The organism is Brachybacterium hainanense (genome assembly GCF_042434575.1).
GTDB classification, from domain to species: Bacteria; Actinomycetota; Actinomycetes; order Actinomycetales; family Dermabacteraceae; genus Brachybacterium; species Brachybacterium hainanense.
Genome location: NZ_JBHLSV010000015.1, coordinates 31,735 through 49,472 on the forward strand (window position 1 = coordinate 31,735; position 17,738 = coordinate 49,472).

The 17,738-nt window shown below is 72.2% G+C and carries 15 protein-coding genes; 4 read left to right on the top strand and 11 right to left on the bottom strand.

The window, feature by feature from the left end; all coding sequences use genetic code 11:
- Positions 1–18: 18 nt before the first annotated feature.
- The 8 genes from ACFFF6_RS12600 to ACFFF6_RS12635 all read right to left on the bottom strand — a co-directional run bounded on the left by ACFFF6_RS12600 (position 19) and on the right by ACFFF6_RS12635 (position 8,363).
- The gene (locus ACFFF6_RS12600) at positions 19–645 is read right to left on the bottom strand and encodes a hypothetical protein (protein ID WP_376981226.1); all 627 of its coding nucleotides are present in this window, start codon (positions 643–645) and stop codon (positions 19–21) included.
- Positions 642–1,115, bottom strand: coding sequence for an NUDIX hydrolase (locus tag ACFFF6_RS12605; RefSeq protein ID WP_376981228.1), 474 nt, complete (start codon positions 1,113–1,115; stop codon positions 642–644). Before ACFFF6_RS12605 ends, ACFFF6_RS12600 begins: the two co-directional genes overlap by 4 nt.
- A 15-nt stretch (positions 1,116–1,130) precedes the next feature.
- On the bottom strand, positions 1,131–3,365 hold the full coding sequence (der, locus tag ACFFF6_RS12610; RefSeq protein WP_376981230.1) for a bifunctional cytidylate kinase/GTPase Der: 2,235 nt from the start codon (positions 3,363–3,365) through the stop codon (positions 1,131–1,133).
- 19 nt (positions 3,366–3,384) lie between these two features.
- On the bottom strand, positions 3,385–4,509 hold the full coding sequence (locus tag ACFFF6_RS12615) for a prephenate dehydrogenase (protein WP_376981232.1): 1,125 nt from the start codon (positions 4,507–4,509) through the stop codon (positions 3,385–3,387).
- Entirely contained in the window at positions 4,506–5,351 is an 846-nt protein-coding gene (locus ACFFF6_RS12620; protein ID WP_376981233.1) for a pseudouridine synthase, read from the bottom strand. The genes ACFFF6_RS12615 and ACFFF6_RS12620 overlap by 4 nt, the downstream gene beginning before the upstream one ends.
- Entirely contained in the window at positions 5,351–6,223 is an 873-nt protein-coding gene (locus tag ACFFF6_RS12625; protein ID WP_376981235.1) for a ParA family protein, read from the bottom strand. Before ACFFF6_RS12625 ends, ACFFF6_RS12620 begins: the two co-directional genes overlap by 1 nt.
- Before the next feature lie 138 nt (positions 6,224–6,361).
- Complete coding sequence (locus ACFFF6_RS12630) at positions 6,362–7,336, bottom strand: tyrosine recombinase (protein ID WP_376981237.1); 975 nt, start codon at positions 7,334–7,336, stop codon at positions 6,362–6,364.
- Between the two features lie 49 nt (positions 7,337–7,385).
- Positions 7,386–8,363, bottom strand: coding sequence for a heme o synthase (locus ACFFF6_RS12635; RefSeq protein WP_376981239.1), 978 nt, complete (start codon positions 8,361–8,363; stop codon positions 7,386–7,388).
- A 321-nt stretch (positions 8,364–8,684) separates the two neighbouring features.
- Here ACFFF6_RS12635 and tkt point away from each other — a divergent pair, with 321 nt between their 5' ends.
- The 4 genes from tkt (at position 8,685) to pgl (ending at position 15,302) form a co-directional block, all read left to right on the top strand.
- On the top strand, positions 8,685–10,781 hold the full coding sequence (tkt, locus tag ACFFF6_RS12640; protein WP_376981241.1) for a transketolase: 2,097 nt from the start codon (positions 8,685–8,687) through the stop codon (positions 10,779–10,781).
- Between the two features lie 99 nt (positions 10,782–10,880).
- The gene (gene tal, locus ACFFF6_RS12645) at positions 10,881–11,993 is read left to right on the top strand and encodes a transaldolase (protein ID WP_376981243.1); all 1,113 of its coding nucleotides are present in this window, start codon (positions 10,881–10,883) and stop codon (positions 11,991–11,993) included.
- A gap of 73 nt (positions 11,994–12,066) precedes the next feature.
- Positions 12,067–13,602, top strand: coding sequence for a glucose-6-phosphate dehydrogenase (gene zwf / locus ACFFF6_RS12650; RefSeq protein WP_376981245.1), 1,536 nt, complete (start codon positions 12,067–12,069; stop codon positions 13,600–13,602).
- Positions 13,599–15,302, top strand: coding sequence for a 6-phosphogluconolactonase (pgl, locus tag ACFFF6_RS12655; protein WP_376981247.1), 1,704 nt, complete (start codon positions 13,599–13,601; stop codon positions 15,300–15,302). Before zwf ends, pgl begins: the two co-directional genes overlap by 4 nt.
- Positions 15,303–15,391: 89 nt before the next feature.
- Here the strand turns inward: pgl and secG are convergent, their stop codons facing one another.
- The 3 genes from secG to ACFFF6_RS12670 form a co-directional block, all read right to left on the bottom strand.
- Entirely contained in the window at positions 15,392–15,640 is a 249-nt protein-coding gene (secG, locus tag ACFFF6_RS12660; protein WP_376981249.1) for a preprotein translocase subunit SecG, read from the bottom strand.
- Between the two features lie 114 nt (positions 15,641–15,754).
- Positions 15,755–16,531 carry a triose-phosphate isomerase gene (gene tpiA, locus ACFFF6_RS12665; protein WP_376981251.1) on the bottom strand — a complete coding sequence of 259 codons (777 nt, stop codon included), beginning with the start codon at positions 16,529–16,531 and terminating at the stop codon, positions 15,755–15,757.
- The gene (locus tag ACFFF6_RS12670; RefSeq protein WP_376981253.1) at positions 16,528–17,730 is read right to left on the bottom strand and encodes a phosphoglycerate kinase; all 1,203 of its coding nucleotides are present in this window, start codon (positions 17,728–17,730) and stop codon (positions 16,528–16,530) included. Before ACFFF6_RS12670 ends, tpiA begins: the two co-directional genes overlap by 4 nt.
- Positions 17,731–17,738: the final 8 nt, after the last annotated feature.

Sequence of the window (17,738 nt, forward strand, 5' to 3'; positions counted from 1 at the left end):
CGGCGGGCCCTCCCCGGGTCAGCTCCGCGGCAGGAAGCGCTCCAGAGGTCTCCCCTGCGCCCGGGCGGCGTCCGCGTAGCGCATGGTGCGCGGGACCTGGGCGATGTCGAACCACCACTGCGCATGCGGCACGAGGCGGACGTCATGCCACGGAACCTCGAAGCCCTCCTGGTGCCAGCGCGTCAGCGCCACCTCGTCGCCGCGTCCGAGCGCGCTCAGGGTCAGCCGGCGCAGCTCGGGCACGCGATGCACTCCGGGCCGGCAGGAATCGGGCACGCGCACGCTCCCGTCCAGGGGCAGCGGCCAGCTGGTCTCGCCCCAGGCGAGCATGCTGTCCGATCCCTCGCCGAGGACGACGGCCGGGAAGCGCAGCCCGAGCGGGTCCACCGGCGCCCGGTGCGGGCGCGCATCGAGCATCGCCAGGGATTCGTCGACCCAGGCGCCGGGGATCACATCGCGACCGCGCACAGTGACCTCGACCAGCGCGGCGTCGAGGAAGAAGCGCAGCACAGGGGTCGGGTCCGGGACCGTGAGGAGGTCGCGGCGCGTGCCGGCGAGCACCCGCACCTGGGCGGTGTCGCCGGGAGCATCGGACAGCGAGAGGTCCAGGACGGTGCCCGGCAGCGGCGGCGCGAGCGGGCTCATGCGCGGAACCGGGTCTCGGGTTCGCCGGAGAGCGCGATCGCCAGCTGCTCGCGGAAGCGGTCGTTCATGGGCGGGAGGTCCTCCAGCGGAGCGAACCGGGCGGCCGTGTTCTCGCCGTCGGCCGGGTGAGGCTCTCCGCCCGTGTGCGCGAGCAGGAAGCAGAGGTCCAGGTACTGGGCCTGGTCCCCGTTGGCGTAGGTCGTCTGCGGCAGGGTGCGCACGTCGACCAGCCGCACCGGCACGGCATCGATGCCGGCCTCCTCCCGGACCTCCCGCACCGCGGCGCGCGCGGGCTCCTCCCCGGGGTCGATGATCCCCGTCACCGGGGTCCAGGCGCCCGTGTCGCTGCGACGGACCACGAGCAGGCGGGTGCGGGAGGCGTCGAGCACGATCGCCGTCACCCCCGACATCCACAGCGGGGCGTGGCCGATGCTCCGGCGCAGGTCGAGGACGAACTGAGGGGTGGCCATGGCATCAGCCTACGGTCAGCGGCGCCGCTTCTCGCGGATCCGCACGCCGATCTCGACGGGGGATCCTGCGAAGCCGAAGTCCTCGCGCAGGCGGCGCTCGATGAAGCGTCGGTATCCGTGCTCGAGGAAGCCGCTGGCGAAGATCACGAACCGCGGCGGACGGGTGCGGGCCTGCGTCGCGAAGAGGATCCGCGACTGCTTGCCGCCCCGCAGCGGGTGCGGATGCGCCGCCACCAGCTGGCCCAGGAACGCGTTCAGCCGGCCCGTCGGGATGCGGGTGTCCCAGGAGTCCAGCGCCAGGTCCAGGGCCGGCAGCAGCTTGTCGGTGTGCCGACCGGTCCTCGCCGAGAGGTTCACGCGCGGCGCCCAGGCGACGTGCGCGAGATCCTTCTCGATCTCCCACTCGAGCTGTCGGCGACGCTCCTCGTCGATCAGGTCCCACTTGTTGAAGGCGAGCACGAGGGCGCGCCCGGACTCGAGGACCATGTCGATGATCTTCAGGTCCTGGGTGGAGATCGGCTCCGAGGCCTCCAGCAGCACGACCGCGACCTCTGCCCGATCCAGGGCGGAGCGGGTGCGCAGCGAGGCGTAGAAGTCCGCGCCCTGGGTGTTCTGGATGCGGCGGCGGATCCCGGCGGTGTCCACGAAGGTCCAGGGCCGCCCACCCAGCTCGATCTTCTCGTCGACGGGGTCGCGGGTGGTCCCGGCGACGTCGTCGACGACCACCCGGTTCTCGCCCGCGAGGCGGTTCAGCAGGGAGGACTTGCCGACGTTCGGACGACCCACGAGGGCGACGCGGCGGGGCCCGCTGTCCGGCGGGAGGCCGCGCCCCTCCTCGGGGAGGACCGCGAGCACCGCGTCCAGCAGATCGCCGGAGCCGCGCCCGTGCAGGGCCGAGACCGGGTGCGGCTCGCCGAGGCCCAGGTTCCACAGGGCCGCGGCCTCGAGCTCGCCGCGCTCGTCGTCGACCTTGTTCGCCGCCAGGACGATGGGTCGTCGGGAGCGGCGCAGCACCTTCAGCAGCTGCTCGTCGGTCTCCGTGATGCCGACGTTCGCGTCGACCACGAACAGCACCGCATCGGCCAGCTCGACGGCGATCTCCGCCTGCTCGGCGACCCGGTACGCGATGCCCTGCACCCGGTCCTCCCAGCCGCCGGTGTCGACCAGCCAGAAGTCTGTGCCGGCCCACTCGGCCTCGTAGAAGACCCGGTCGCGGGTGACTCCGGGGGTGTCCTCGACCACGGCCTCCCGACGGCCCAGGATGCGGTTGACGAGCGTGGACTTGCCGACGTTCGGGCGGCCCACCACGGCGAGCACGGGCATGGGCGCGGCGTGAGCGCCCCGGGGCAGCTCCTCCGCGTCTCCGTCGAGCAGGGCGAGGTCCTCCTCGTCCAGCTCGTAGTCGCCGAGCCCGGCGCGCCAGGCGGCCTCGACGGCCGCGTCCTCGATCCCGTCGTCCGCGGGCTGCTCCGCGTCGAAGGCCGCGGGGGCCGCGGTCTCGAGGACCGCGGCGAGGCGGGCGGCATCGACGAGGTCGAGGACGGCGTCGACCGCCTGGTCGATCGTGAGGTCGGTGGTGTCGATCTCGGTGACGCCCTCGGGAGCGGTCAGGAACTGGGAGACCGTCGCATCGTCCTGATCCCGGCGCACCACCTGATGGTGCATGCGCTCACGGGTCTCGGCGGAGTCCTCGAGCCCCAGCTGCGCGGCCCGGCGCGCCATCCGGGACTCCTCGCTCGCGGTGAGGAGGACGCGGACCTCGGCATCGGGTGCGACGACCGTGGTGATGTCACGTCCTTCCGCGACGGCGACGCCGTGCTCGCGCGCGCCGGCCAGGAGGATCTCCCGCTGCCTGCGCTGCAGGAGGGGGCGCAGCAGGGTGTTCGTGGACGCCCCGGTCACCTGCGCGCTGATCCGCTCGGTCCGGATCTCGGTGCTGACGTCCTGCCCGCGCACGAGGACGCGGGGGCTGTCGGGATCAGTGCCCAGATCCAGATCGAGCTGCTCCGCGAGGGCCAGGACCGCCGCGTGGTCGGCGAGGTCGATGCCGTCCTCGAGGGCGGCCCAGGTCACCGCGCGGTACATGGCGCCGGTGTCGAGGAGCCCGCCGCCGGTGGCCTGGGCGACCCGGCGGGCGATGGTCGACTTGCCGGATCCTGCCGGGCCGTCGATGGCGACCACGACGCCGCCTGCGGCAGGGGCGGGGCGCGACGATCCGGCGTTCGCGGGCACGGGAGCGGAGACGTTCATCGCCCCAGGATACGGGCGATCACCCGTCGGCGACGGTCCAGCCCCGCTCGCGGAGCGCATGGGTGAGCAGAGACTCATGGGCGCGCTCGATCGAGACATGGGCCAGACCCACCTTCTTGCCCAGCGTGTGCTCGAGCCGGAGGTCCTCGAGGTTCACGCCGATCTGTCCGATCTCGGTGAGCAGACGGGCCAGGTGGCCAGGCCGGTCCGGGACGAGCACCGTGATCGTGGTGAAGGCGTCCGATGCGCCGCCGTGCTTCCCGGGGATGCGGGAGACGCCCCGGTTGCCCTCGGCGATGAGCCCCGCGAGCGCTCGGCGGGAGCCGACTCGGGGATCGGGGTCCCCCTCGAGGGAGGCGAGCGCCTCGAGGACCCCGTCGAGACGTCCGCGGATCGCCTGCAGCACCGGGATGATCGCCGCCGCGTTCGCGCCGAGGATCTCGACCCACAGGCGGGGATCGGAGGCGGCGATCCGGGACGTGTCGCGCAGCCCCTGTCCCGCGAGGCCCAGGGCCGGATCCGTCGCGTCGACGAGGGTGGAGGCCAGCAGCGAGGCCATCACCTGCGGGACGTGCGAGACGCGGGCGACGGCCGCGTCGTGCGCGGCGGCGTCGAGCTCGATCGGCACCGAGCCCAGCTCGACGGCCAGCGCGCGCAGGCTCGCCCGGGCCTCGGGGGTGCTGGTTCCGTGCGGGACGACGACGAAGGGCCGCCCCTGGAACAGGTCTCCACGGGCGGCGATGACGCCGGCGACCTCGCGGCCCGCCATCGGGTGCGCGCCGGCGTACCGGGAGAGGTCGGCGGCGGAGATCTCGCCGGCCCGCACGGCCGCGACGACGCCCGCGAGGACGGTCGTCTTGACGCTCGCGACATCCGTCACGACCGCCCCCGGCCAGCGCCGCAGCGCCTCGACCACCAGGTGCGCGGCCACGTCCGGAGGCGCGGCGACGATGACGAGGGCGGGATCCGGCTCGTCCTCCGCCGGGGTGCGGCCCACCCCCATCTCGACCGCGAGCGCCTCGGTCCCCGGCGAGATGTCGCTGAGGACCACGTCGACGCCGGCGGCGCGCAGCGCCAGGCCGATCGAGCCGCCGATGAGCCCGGTGCCGATGATCCGCACGGGCTGCGGGACGAGCACGCTCACAGACCGACCTCGGCCATGAGGGTGCCGAGCTCGCGGACCGTCAGCTCGCGGCTCTGCCCCGAGCGGAGGTCTCCGAGGATCACGGGCCCGATGCGGGTGCGCATGAGATGCGTGAGCTCGACGCCCTGGGAGGCGAACATGCGGCGCACGATGCGGTTGCGGCCCTCGTGGAGAGTCACCTCGACGACCGCCTCCCGGCCGTTGTGGGCGAGCAGCTTCGCGGCGTCCGCGCGAGCGGGGCCGTCCTCGAGCTCCACGCCCTCGCGCAGCGTCCTCACCAGTCCGCGCGGCGGGCTGCCGGGGGCGGAGAAGCGGCAGACGTAGGTCTTCTCGATCGCGAAGCGGGGATGGGTCAGGCGGTGCGTGAGCTCGCCGTCGTTGGACAGCAGCAGCAGACCCTCGGTCTCGTAGTCGAGACGCCCCACATGGTAGAGCCGCCGGTCGTAGCGCTCGACGAACTCCGTGAGGTCCCGCCGGCCCTCAGGGTCCCCGAGGGTGGTCATGACGCGCCGCGGCTTGTTCAGGACGACGGTGAGCGTCCCCTCGTCCAGCTGCAGGCGGCGGCCGTCGACGTGGATGGCCTGGCGTGCGGGGTCCACCCGCACCCCCTGCTCCGTGACGACCGCGCCGTCCACGGCCACGCGTCCCTGACCGATGAGGGCCTCGCAGGCCCGACGGGAGCCGAGGCCGGCCTTGGCGAGGACCTTCTGCAGACGCTCGCCCGTCTCCTGGTGGACGTCCTCCGGGTCGGGGGCCGCTCCCGCGCGTCCCTCGCTGTCGCGCAGGCGGACCGTGCGGGGCGGGGTGAAGGCGCTGCGGCGTCGACGCTGCGGAGCGGGCATCAGGCCGCGCCGCCGCGCGCGATGAGCTCGCGGGCGAGCTGGCGGTACGCGTCGGCGCCCTTGGTGTTCGAGGCGAAGCTCGTGATCGGCTCCGCGGCGACGGAGGCGTCGGGAAACTTCACGGTGCGGTTGATCGTCGAATGGAACACGGAGTCGGGGAACGCCTCGACCACGCGGGCGCACACCTCCCGGGCATGCAGGGTGCGCTGGTCGAACATGGTGATGAGGATCCCGTCGATCTCCAGGGCCGGGTTGATGCGGTCCTGCACCTTCTCGATGGTCTCCACCAGCAGCGCCACGCCGCGCAGCGCGAAGTACTCCGCCTCGAGCGGGATGATCACGCCATGGCTCGCGGCCAGGGCGTTGATCGTCAACAGGCCCAGCGAGGGCTGGCAGTCGATGATGATGACGTCGTAGTCGTCGAGCACCGGCCGCAGCACCCGCGCGAGCGCCATCTCCCGGGCGACCTCGTTGACGAGCTGGACCTCCGCAGCGGACAGGTCGATGTTCGCCGGGAGCACGTCGAGGTTCTCGGTGTCCGTGCCCTGGATGACCTCGCGCACGTCGTGCCCGCGCTCCATGAGGAGGTTGTAGACGGTCACATCGAGGTCATAGGGGTTGATGCCGGTGCCCGCGGACAGGGCTCCCTGCGGGTCGAGGTCCACCAGCAGCACCCTGCGGCCGATCTCGGCGAGGGCGGCGCCGAGGCTGATGACGCTCGTGGTCTTGCCGACGCCCCCCTTCTGGTTGACCATCGAGATCACCCGCGCGGGTCCGTGCCCGTCGAGCGCCGGCGGCTCGGGGAACTCCGGGAGCGGGCGTCCGGTGGGCCCGAGTCCGAGTTCCAGCGTCTGCGCTGCTCTATCGCTCACGTATGAATCCTGTCGTCTGCGTCGCGGCCCGGGCGCCGGGCCTGGGCGGAGCCGGTCCGTCCCCGTCCCGGACGCACCGGGGGCGGTGCGGGTCCTCGAGGTGCGGAGCCGGCGGTCCCGGGGTCCTGGCCGACAAGTCTAGTCCCCCGCGACGGCGCGGGGATGGGCCGCGGCATGCGCCGCCCGCAGCGTGTCGACGGTGACCTTGGTGTACAGCTGCGTCGTCGTGACGCTCGCGTGGCCCAGCAGCTCCTGCACGCTGCGCACGTCCGCCCCGCCGTGCAGGAGATGGGTCGCGTAGGAGTGCCGCAGGGTATGAGGGCTGACCCGCTCCTGCAGACCGGCGGTCTCCGCCGCCTCCGCGACGATCGCCCAGGCGGCCTGGCGGCTGAGGCGGGTGCCGCGGCTGCCCAGGAACAGCGCCGGGCTCCCGCCGCCGCGGGCCAGGAGCGCAGGCCTCCCCCGGCTGACGTAGGCGTCCACCGCGTCGAGGGCGAAGGTCCCGGCGGGGACCACGCGGTGCTTGTCGCCCTTGCCGTGCAGGACGACGGCGCGGCCGTCGCGGTCGAGGTCGTCCAGGTCGATGCCGACGGCTTCGGAGATCCGGGCCCCCAGGCCGTACAGCAGCTCCAGCAGCGCGCGATCCCGCAGGGCGCGCGGGACCGCGAGGCGGCCGCCGCGCTCACGGCCGGAGGCCTCGATCAGCGCGATGACCTCCTCGATCTCGAGGGGGTGCGGGAGCCGCTGCGGGCGGGAGGGTGCGGGGACGGCGCGGGTGGGATCGGTGCCGGAGAGGTCGTGCTCCTCGGCAAGGAAGGAGTGCAGCCCGCGGACCGCGGCGAGGGCGCGGGCGGCGCTGCTGGCGGCCAGGGGTGCGAAGCCGTCGGCCCCCTCCCGGACCGTCCGCAGGTACTCCGCGATCTGCTCGGGCCCCACCTGCTCGAGCGCGAGGCCCGTCGCCTCGAGACGGGCCAGGTAGCGCGTTAGGTCCCGCCGGTAGGCGGCCACCGAGTTCGCGGACAGTCCGCGCTCGATGCGCAGCTGCGCGAGGTGCTGGTCGAGCGTCCGCTGATGGAGGCGGTTCAGCTCGACGGTCCGGCTGCGAGCTCCCATGGGCGTCTCCCCCGTTCCCCTCCTCGGCCCCAGGGCCGGGCGATCGAGCTCAGAAGCGGACGAAGGGATCGATCGCGAGGGCCACGAACAGCAGGGTCAGATACGTGATCGAGCCGTGGAAGACGACCATCGGCCCCAGCTTCTTCCCGCTCAGACCGCGGTGCACGCGCACGGCGTACCGGACCACGAGCCAGCCGAACCAGGCACCTGTCGCGACGGCCGCGATCCCGTAGACCCAGCCCGTGTGCCCCAGGGGGATGATCGCGAGCGAGCAGGCGATCATGAGCGCCGTGTGCAGGATCATCTGGTGCGCCACGTTCGTGCGGGAGGAGACGACGGGGAGCATCGGCACGCCCGCAGTCTCGTAGTCCTTGGTGAACTTCTCCGCGAGCGGCCAGTAGTGCGGCGGCGTCCAGAAGAAGATGATCCCGAACAGCAGCACCGCGGTCCAGGAGACCCCACCGGTCACGGCGGACCAGCCGATCAGCACGGGCATGCATCCGGCGACCCCGCCCCAGACGATGTTCTGGGAGGTGCGGCGCTTGAGGATCATCGTGTAGAAGACCACGTAGAGCAGGATCGCGACGATCGCGAGCACCGCGGACATCACGTTGACGAGCACGGCCAGCCAGGCCGCGGAGAGCACCGACAGGGCGATGCCGAAGATCACGGCCGCGCGGGGCGAGACCTCGCCCGTGACGATGGGGCGGTTGCGGGTGCGCTTCATGTGCGCGTCGATGTCCCGGTCCAGGTACATGTTCAGCGAGTTGGCGCCGCCAGCGGCGAGATAGCCGCCGACCATCGTCGCCACGATCAGCCACAGGTTCGGAAACCCGCCGGCCGCGAGGAACATCGTCGGGATCGTCGTGATGAGCAGCAGCTCGATGATGCGCGGCTTGGTGAGCGCGACGTACGCCCGCAGGACCGAGGAGACGCTGCGCGACGACGGGGCTCCCCCGGGGGTCCGCCTCCGCGCCGCGGGGCCCGATGCCGACCGCCGGGGCCGGGTGTCCTGGGTGGCGTCCACCGCTCACCGTCCTTCCACGAGGGATCCCCCGACGCGGGACGGGCGCCGGATGGACGTACGCGCACCAGCCTACCGGAGGAGCGCCGTCGCACCCGGCCGCCCTGCCGACAGGTCGCGTGAGCTGCGCCGCCCTGGGTGAGACCCCTCACGCAGGGGGAACACGCACGGCGCCGCAGGTGTTCCACCAGATGACGGCGGCTCGGTGCGAGCCGCCCGCCACCACTAGAGTGGGCGCCGTCGGCGTGCAGGACCGCACGCCCAGGAAGGCCCACCGGGCGCCGCCCCAGGCGACGACCGGTCCACCGACATGAGGGAGTACACGTGACCGTCACCTTCAAGGCCCCCGAGGGCTGGACCGAGACCGACAAGCGCGCCGTGGACACGGCGCGCGTGCTCGCGGCCGATGCCGTGCAGAAGGTCGGCAACGGTCACCCGGGCACCGCGGTGAGCCTCGCTCCTGCGGCATACCTGCTCTACCAGGACATCATGCGCCACGACCCCCAGGACCCGACCTGGCTGGGACGCGACCGGTTCATCCTCTCCGCCGGCCACTCCAGCCTGACCCAGTACATCCAGCTGTACCTGGGGGGCTTCGGCCTCGAGCTGGAGGACATCGAGGCGCTGCGCACCTGGGGCTCCAAGACCCCGGGCCACCCCGAGAACTTCCACACGAAGGGCGTCGAGATCACCACGGGCCCGCTGGGCCAGGGCATCTCCTCCGCGGTCGGCTTCGCCATGGCGCAGCGTCGCGAGCGCGGCCTGCTGGATCCGGAGGCGGCCCCGGGCACGAGCCCCTTCGACCACTTCACCTACGTGATCGCCTCCGACGGCGACCTCGAGGAGGGCGTCTCGAGCGAGGCCAGCTCCCTCGCGGGCACCCAGCAGCTGGGCAGCCTCATCGTCATCTGGGACGACAACGAGATCTCCATCGAGGGCGACACCTCGATCGCCTTCACCGAGGACACGGCGGCCCGCTACGAGGCCTACGGCTGGGACGTGCGCACCGTGGACTGGACGAACGGGGGCACCGAGTACGTCGAGGACGTCGCCGCGCTCAAGCAGGCCATCCTCGAGGGTCAGAAGGTCACCGACAAGCCGACCTTCATCCGCCTGCGAACCGTCATCGGCTGGCCCACCCCGGAGCTCGCCGGCAGCCACAACGTGCACGGCAACGCGCTGGGCGAGGAGGCCGTGGCCGGCCTCAAGAAGGTCCTGGGCTTCGATCCGGAGAAGAGCTTCGAGGTCGAGAGCGACGTCCTCGCCCGCACCCGCGAGCTGTCCTCCCGCGCCGCCGAGGCGAAGGCCGCCTGGGAGACGAGCTACCAGGAATGGCGCGGCGCGAACGCGGACGCCGCGGCGCTGCTGGACCGCCTCGCCGCGCGCGAGCTGCCCGAGGGCTTCGCCGACGCCTTCCCGGTGTTCGAGGCCGACGCCAAGGGCCTCGCCTCCCGCGCCGCCTCCGGCCAGGTGCTGAACGCCCTCGCCCCGGTCATGCCGGAGCTGTGGGGCGGCAGCGCCGACCTCGCCGGCTCCAACAACACGACCATGAAGGGCGAGCCCTCCTTCCTGCCGGAGGAGCTCTCCTCGCACGAGTTCGCGGGCGACAAGTACGGCCGCACGCTGCACTTCGGCATCCGCGAGCACGGCATGGGCGCGATCCTCTCCGGCATCTCGCTGCATGGCCTGACCCGCCCCTATGGCGGCACCTTCTTCCAGTTCGCCGACTACATGCGCGGCGCCGTGCGCCTGGCCTCGCTCATGAACGTGCCCGCCACCTACGTGTGGACGCACGACTCCGTCGGCCTCGGCGAGGACGGCCCGACCCACCAGCCGGTCGAGCACCTCGCCGCGTACCGCGCGATCCCCGGGCTGTCGATCGTCCGCCCCGCGGACGCGAACGAGACCGCCCAGGCCTGGAAGGCGCTGCTCGAGCGGGACAACGGCCCGGTGGGCCTGGTCCTCTCCCGTCAGGCTCTGCCGACCCTGGACCGCTCCGAGTACGCCGGCGCCGAGGGCGTCGCGAAGGGCGGGTACGTCCTCAAGGACGCCTCCGCCGCACCGCAGGTCATCCTCATCGCGACCGGCTCCGAGGTGCAGTACGCCGCCGAGGCGCAGAAGCAGCTCGAGGCCGAGGGGATCCCGGCCCGCCTCGTCTCCATGCCCTCGGTCGAGTGGTTCGACGAGCAGGATGAGAACTACAAGGAGTCCGTGCTGCCGTCCTCGGTGACCGCTCGCGTCTCCGTCGAGGCCGGCATCGCCATGCCGTGGTACCGATTCCTGGGCTCGCACGGCCGTGCGGTGTCCCTCGAGCACTACGGCGCCTCGGCCGATGCGAAGACCCTCTTCCGCGAGTTCGGCTTCACCCCTGATGCCGTGGTCGCGGCGGCGAAGGAGTCCCTGGCCGCGGCCGGAGCCTGATCGCCCGCGGGGCGGGACCCCGGTCCCGCCCCGCTCCTCTTCCACCCGCATCACCACAGTTCGACACAGGGCACATCAGCGCCCGGAAAGAACGCCCCCATGACCCAGAACCCCCGCACCCAGGCCCTGTCCGACGCCGGTGTGTCCATCTGGCTCGATGATCTCTCGCGCGAGCGCATCTCCTCGGGCAGCCTGCAGGAGCTCATCGACACCCGGAACGTGGTCGGCGTGACCACCAACCCCTCCATCTTCCAGGCCGCGATCTCCGGCCGCTCCGACTACGACGCCGACATCGCCCGCCTCGCGGGCGAGGGCGCCGACGTCGAGGGCGTCGTCGAGGTCCTCACCACCGACGACGTGCGCACCGCCGCCGACCTCCTCTCCGACGTCTACGCCTCCAGCAAGGGCTTCGACGGCCGCGTCTCGATCGAGGTCGACCCGCGTCTCGCGCACGAGACCGAGAAGACGATCGAGCAGGCGAAGCGCCTGCATGCGACCGTCGGCCGCGAGAACGTCATGATCAAGATCCCCGCGACCCTCGAGGGGCTCCCGGCGATCACGGCCGTGATCGCCGAGGGCATCAGCGTCAACGTGACGCTCATCTTCTCCGTCGCCCGCTACCAGGAGGTCATCGAGGCCTACCTCGCGGGTCTCGAGCTCGCCGCCCGGGCCGGCAGGGACCTCTCCGCCATCCACTCGGTGGCCTCGTTCTTCGTCTCCCGCGTCGACACCGAGATCGACAAGCGCCTGGAGGCCCTCGGCGGCGACGCCGCGGCGCTCCAGGGCAGGGCCGGAGTCGCCAACGCCGTCGCCGCCTTCGGCGAGTACCTCGAGGCCTTCGGGGGCGAGCGCTTCGCCGCCCTGAAGGCCCAGGGCGCGAACCCCCAGCGTGCGCTGTGGGCGTCCACGGGCGTGAAGAACCCCGACTACTCCGACACCATGTACGTCGACGGCCTCGTCGCCGACCCGAGCGTGAACACGATGCCGGAGAAGACCCTCGAGGCCGTCGCCGACCACTCCGCGCCGGGCGCCGCTCTCGACGCCGCCGCGGCCCAGCAGGCCGAGGCGACCCTCGCCGAGGTCGCCGCCGCGGGCGTCGACCTCGCCGACGTCTTCGCCGTGCTCGAGTCCGAGGGCGTCTCCAAGTTCGAGGTCGCCTGGAACGAGCTGCTCGCCACCGTGCAGTCCTCGATCGAGGCCGCCCGGGCCTGACCGGCCCTCCTCCCGAATCCTGCAGCGTGGGGTCGGCCCCTGGCCGGCCCCACGTCCTGCCGAAAGGAACACCGTGAACGACACCGAGACGCAGGGCAATCCCCTGCGGGACCCGCGTGATCGCCGACTGCCTCTCATCGCGGGCCCCTGCTCGATGGTGATGTTCGGCGTGACCGGCGACCTGGCCCGCAAGAAGCTGCTGCCCGCGATCTACGACCTCACCAACCGCGGCCTGCTGCCGCCCAGCTTCGGCCTGGTCGGCTTCGGCCGCCGCGACTGGAGCGACGAGGACTTCGCGCAGTACGTGCACGACAGCGTCGAGGCCCACGCCCGCACGCCCTTCAGCGAAGCCGTCTTCGAGCAGCTGCGCGGAGGCCTCCGCTTCGTCACGGGCAACTTCGATGACACCGCCGCCTTCGAGGAGCTCACCCGCGTGGTCGGGGAGCTGGACCGCACGCGGGCCACCGGCGGGAACCACGCCTTCTACCTCTCCATCCCCCCGGGCGCCTTCCCGCAGGTGTGCGAGCAGCTGGCGAACTCCGGTCTGAACACCCCGCGCGACGGCTCCTGGCGCCGCGTGGTCATCGAGAAGCCCTTCGGGCACGACCTCGCCTCCGCGCGCGAGCTCAACGACGTGGTGGAGAAGGTCTTCCGCCCCGAGGACGTCTTCCGCATCGACCACTACCTGGGCAAGGAGACGGTCCAGAACATCCTCGCGCTGCGCTTCGCGAACCAGATGTTCGAGCCGATCTGGAACGCCAACTACGTCGACCACGTGCAGATCACGATGGCCGAGGACATCGGCATCGGCTCCCGCGCCGGCTTCTACGACGGCATCGGCACCGCCCGCGACGTCATCCAGAACCACCTCCTGCAGCTGCTCGCCCTGACCGCCATGGAGGAGCCCGTCTCCTTCGACGCGGCCGAGCTGCGCGCGGAGAAGGAGAAGGTCCTCGCCGCGGTGACCCTGCCCGAGGACCTCGGCGCCCACACCGCCCGCGGACAGTACGTCGGCGGCCTGCAGGGTGGCGAGGAGGTGCGCGGCTACCTCGAGGAGGACGGCATCCCCGCCGACTCGAAGACCGAGACCTTCGCCGCGATCCGCCTGGACATCGCGACCCGCCGCTGGGCGGGCGTGCCGTTCTACCTGCGGGCCGGCAAGCGTCTGGGACGCCGCGTGACCGAGATCGCCGTCGTGCTCAAGCGCGCGCCCTTCCTGCCCTTCCGCTCGACGGACGCCGCGGATCTGGGCCAGAACGCGATCGTCATCCGAGTCCAGCCCGATGAGGGCGTGACCATGCGCTTCGGCTCCAAGGTCCCCGGCACCCAGATGGAGGTGCGGGACGTGACGATGGACTTCGCCTACGGCTCCTCCTTCACCGAGGAGTCCCCCGAGGCCTACGAGCGCCTGATCCTGGACATGCTGCTGGGCGACCCGCCGCTGTTCCCGCGCCAGCGGGAGGTCGAGCTGTCCTGGAAGATCCTGGACCCGATCACCGCGTTCTGGGCGGAGCAGCTGCCGCCCACCCCGTACCGCTCGGGGACCTGGGGCCCCGACACCGCACACGAGATGCTCGCCCTCGACGGGCGCGCCTGGAGGCGACCGTGATCACGACCCTCACCGACACCACCGCGTCGGCGATCGACAAGAAGATGACGCAGATGCGGGAGACGTTCGGGGCCAACACCATCGGCCGCGTCCTGACCCTGCTGATCGTCGCGACCGGCGACGACATCGACGAGGCGCTCGAGGCCGCGGTCCGGGCGAGCCATGAGCACCCCAGCCGCGTCATCGTCGTCGACGCCGACTTCGACGCCGAGGCCTCCGGCCTGGATGCGGAGATCCGCGTGGGCCGCGACGCCGGCGCCGGCGAGATCATCGTGCTGCGGGCCCGCGGAACGGTCATGTCGAACCTCGACACGCTGATCATGCCGCTGCTGCTGCCCGACGCCCCGATCGTCACCTGGTGGCCCGAGGGCGCTCCCTCCTCCCCCGTCCATGACGTGCTGGGCTCCATGTCGCAGCGCCGCATCACCGACGCCGCCGCATGCGACGAGCCCACCGCGATGCTCAAGCGGCTGCGGCGCGGCTATGCGAGCGGCGACTCGGATCTCTCCTGGGCCCGGCTGACCAGCTGGCGCGGCCTCATCGCGACCGCCTTCGAGGTCCCGCCGGCGACCCTGCCGGACCGGATCGTGGTCCTCGGCCCGAAGGAGGACCCCTCGGTCGTCCTGCTCGCCTCATGGCTCGAGCTGTCGCTCGGCACCGCGGTCGAGGTCGAGGAGCCGACCGATCCCGCGACCGCCGGCGTCCAGGGCGTCCTCCTGCACCGTCCGGACGATGCCAGCGTCTCCCTGCGCCGAGAAGGGCCCGAGTCGATCGTCATGACGCTCGGCTCCCAGCCCGGACAGCACGTGGCGATGCCGGAGCGCTCCCTCTACGAACTGCTCGCCGAGGAGCTGCGGCGCCTGGACCCCGACGAGGTCTACGGCGACGTGCTCACCCACGCATACTCCGTCGTGCGGAACCTGTCCACGTACGCCAAGGACAAGCCCGCCCCGACCGACGTCGTCTCCGCCGACGCCGATGCGGTCGCCGCCTCCGCGGCGTCCGCGGTCGCCGGTCAGCTGCGCGATGCGATCGACGCCCGCGGCGTCGCGCACCTCGTCCTGACCGGAGGAACGGTCGGTGTGAAGACCGCCCTCGCCCTCCCCGTCGCCCTCGCCGAGGCCGGGGTCGACACGGGCGCCCTGCACCTGTGGTGGGGCGACGAGCGCTTCGTCGAGTCCGGCAGCGCCGACCGCAACGATGTCGCCGTGCAGGGCCTGCTAGACGCCCTGGACCTGCCCGCGCACCGAGTGCACCGCATGCCGGCGACCACCGACGGCATGTCGTTGGACGAGGCGGCCGCCTGGTACGGGCAGCAGCTCGATCTCGCCGGCGGCGACGCCCCGTTCCGCACCCGGGGCCATGCCTTCTTCGACGTGATCCTCCTGGGCATGGGGCCTGACGGCCACATCGCCTCCCTGTTCCCGGAGCATCCGGCACAGCAGGACGTGAGCATGAACGTGATCCCTGTGCGGGACTCCCCCAAGCCGCCCTCCGAGCGGATCTCGCTGACCTGGCCCGTGGTGAACTCGGCGCGCCACGTGGCGCTGCTGGTCGCGGGAGCGGAGAAGGCCGCGGCCGTCGCCCGCGGCCACGGGGAGATCGACCCGACCGGCACGCCGGCCTCCGCCGTGCGCGGTCTCGAGTCGACGACCTGGTACCTCGACGAGGCCGCCGCCGCGGAGCTCACGGGAGCCTGACGCGCAGCACCTGCGTGCCCCGCCGATACGAGAACGGGTCGCCCCCGCAAGGGGGCGACCCGTTCTCGATGAGCAGGGTCAGCGATGCATCACAGGAAGCGCTCGATGACGCCGAGACCCACGGCGCTCGCACCCCAGATGACGCCGAGGGTCACCGTGAGGCGGTTGAGGTTCCGCTCCGCGACGCCGGAGGCGCTCGCCGAGGAGGAGACGCCGCCGCCGAACATGTCCGACAGGCCCCCGCCCTTGCCCTTGTGCAGGAGGATCAGCACGATCACCAGCAGACCGGTGACGGCGAGCAGCACCTGCAGGATGATCCGCAGCAGTGACAGGTCCACGAAGACCCCTTCCGTTTCGGCTCGAACCGGACCAGCTTACGCCACGGCCCGCCTGCGTCGGACGCGGGCGGGCCGTGGGACCGGGCACATGGCCCCGAGGTCCGATCGGGAGGATCAGGCCTTCTCGAAGCCGGCGATCTTCGCGAACTCGTCGGCCTTGAGCGAAGCGCCGCCCACGAGCGCGCCGTCGACATCGGCCTTGCCCATGAGCTCGGCGACGTTCGAGGACTTCACGCTGCCGCCGTACAGGACGCGGACGGCCTCGGCGACCTCCGGGGAGAACAGGCCCCGCAGCGCCTCGCGGATCGCGGCGCAGACCTCCTGCGCGTCATCGGGCGTGGCGACCTCGCCGGTGCCGATGGCCCACACGGGCTCGTAGGCGATGACGATCCTCGCGGCGTCCTCGGCGGAGAGCCCCTCCACGCCACCCTCGAGCTGGGCGAGGGTGTACTCGACATGCTTGCCGGCCTTGCGCTCCTCGAGCGGCTCCCCGACGCACAGGATCGGCACCAGACCGGCCGCGAAGGCGGCCTTGACCTTGGCGTTGGTGATCTGCTCGGTCTCGGCGTGGTACTGGCGCCGCTCCGAATGACCCACCAGGGCGTAGGTCGCGCCGAGCGCCTTCAGCATCTGCCCGGAGATCTCGCCGGTGTAGGCGCCGGACTCGTGCTCGGAGACGTCCTGGCCGCCGTAGGCGATCGGCAGCTTGCCGGCCTCGACCGCGACCTGGACGGTGCGGATGTCGACGAACGGCGGGATCACGGCGACCTCGACGGCGTCGGTGTCCACGGACTTCAGGGCGTCGCCCAGCTCCTCGACCAGGGCGAGGCCCTGCTTCCAGTCGAGGTTCATCTTCCAGTTGCCCGCCATCAGCGGGGTACGGGTGCTCACTTGGTGTCCTCCTCGAGGATAGAGATGCCCGGCAGGGACTTGCCCTCGATCAGCTCGAGGCTCGCACCGCCGCCGGTGGAGATGTGCGAGAACTTCGACTCGTCGAAGCCGAGGATGCGGACCGCGGCGGCGGAGTCGCCGCCGCCGACCACGGTGTATCCCGGAGCGTCGGCGAGGGCCGCGGCCACGCCGCGGGTGCCGCCGGCGAAGGCGTCGAACTCGAACACGCCCATCGGCCCGTTCCAGAACACGGTCTCCGCATCGGCGATCTTCGAGGCGAACAGCTCCGTCGAGGCGGGGCCGATGTCCAGACCCATCTGGTCGGCGGGGATCGCATCGGCCGCGACCACGGTCGCCGGGGCGTCCGCGGCGAAGGCGGGGGCCACCACGGCATCGGTCGGGACGACGAGCTCGACGCCCGCGGACTCGGCCTGGGCGATGTAGCCCTTGACCGTCTCGAGCTGCTCCCCGTCCAGCAGGGAGGTGCCGATCTCGTGACCCTGCGCCTTGAGGAAGGTGAAGGCCATGCCGCCGCCGATGAGGATGCGGTCCGCCTTGGCCAGCAGCGACTCGATGACGCCGAGCTTGTCGGAGACCTTGGAGCCGCCGAGGATCACGACGAAGGGCCGGGCCGGCTCCTCGGTGACCTTGCGCAGCGCCGCGACCTCGGTGCCGACCAGTTCGCCGGCCGCGGCCGGGAGGAGCTGGGCGAGCTCGTAGACGGAGGCCTGCTTGCGGTGCACGACGCCGAAGCCGTCGGAGACGAAGGCATCGCCGAGCTCCGCGAGCTCGCGGGCGAAGGCGAGCCGGTCGGCCTCGTCCTTCGCGGTCTCCCCCGGGTTGAAGCGGAGGTTCTCGAGCACGGCGACCTGGCCGTCCGCGAGACCGGCGACGACCTCACGGGCGCTCTGGCCGACGGTGTCGGTCGCGAAGGCGACGTCCTGGCCCAGCAGCTCTCCGAGCCGGCCCACGACCGGGCGCAGGGAGTAGCGGTCCTCGGGGGCGCCCTTGGGGCGTCCCAGGTGGGAGATGACGACGACCCGCGCGCCGGCCTCGACGAGGCGGGAGAGCGTGGGCAGCGCCGCACGGATGCGGCCGTCGTCGGTGATGGCCGTCCCGTCGAGGGGGACGTTGAGATCCGCGCGCACGATCACGCGCTTCCCGCGCAGATCGCCGAGCGATTCGAGGGTCTTCAGCACAGAGCTTC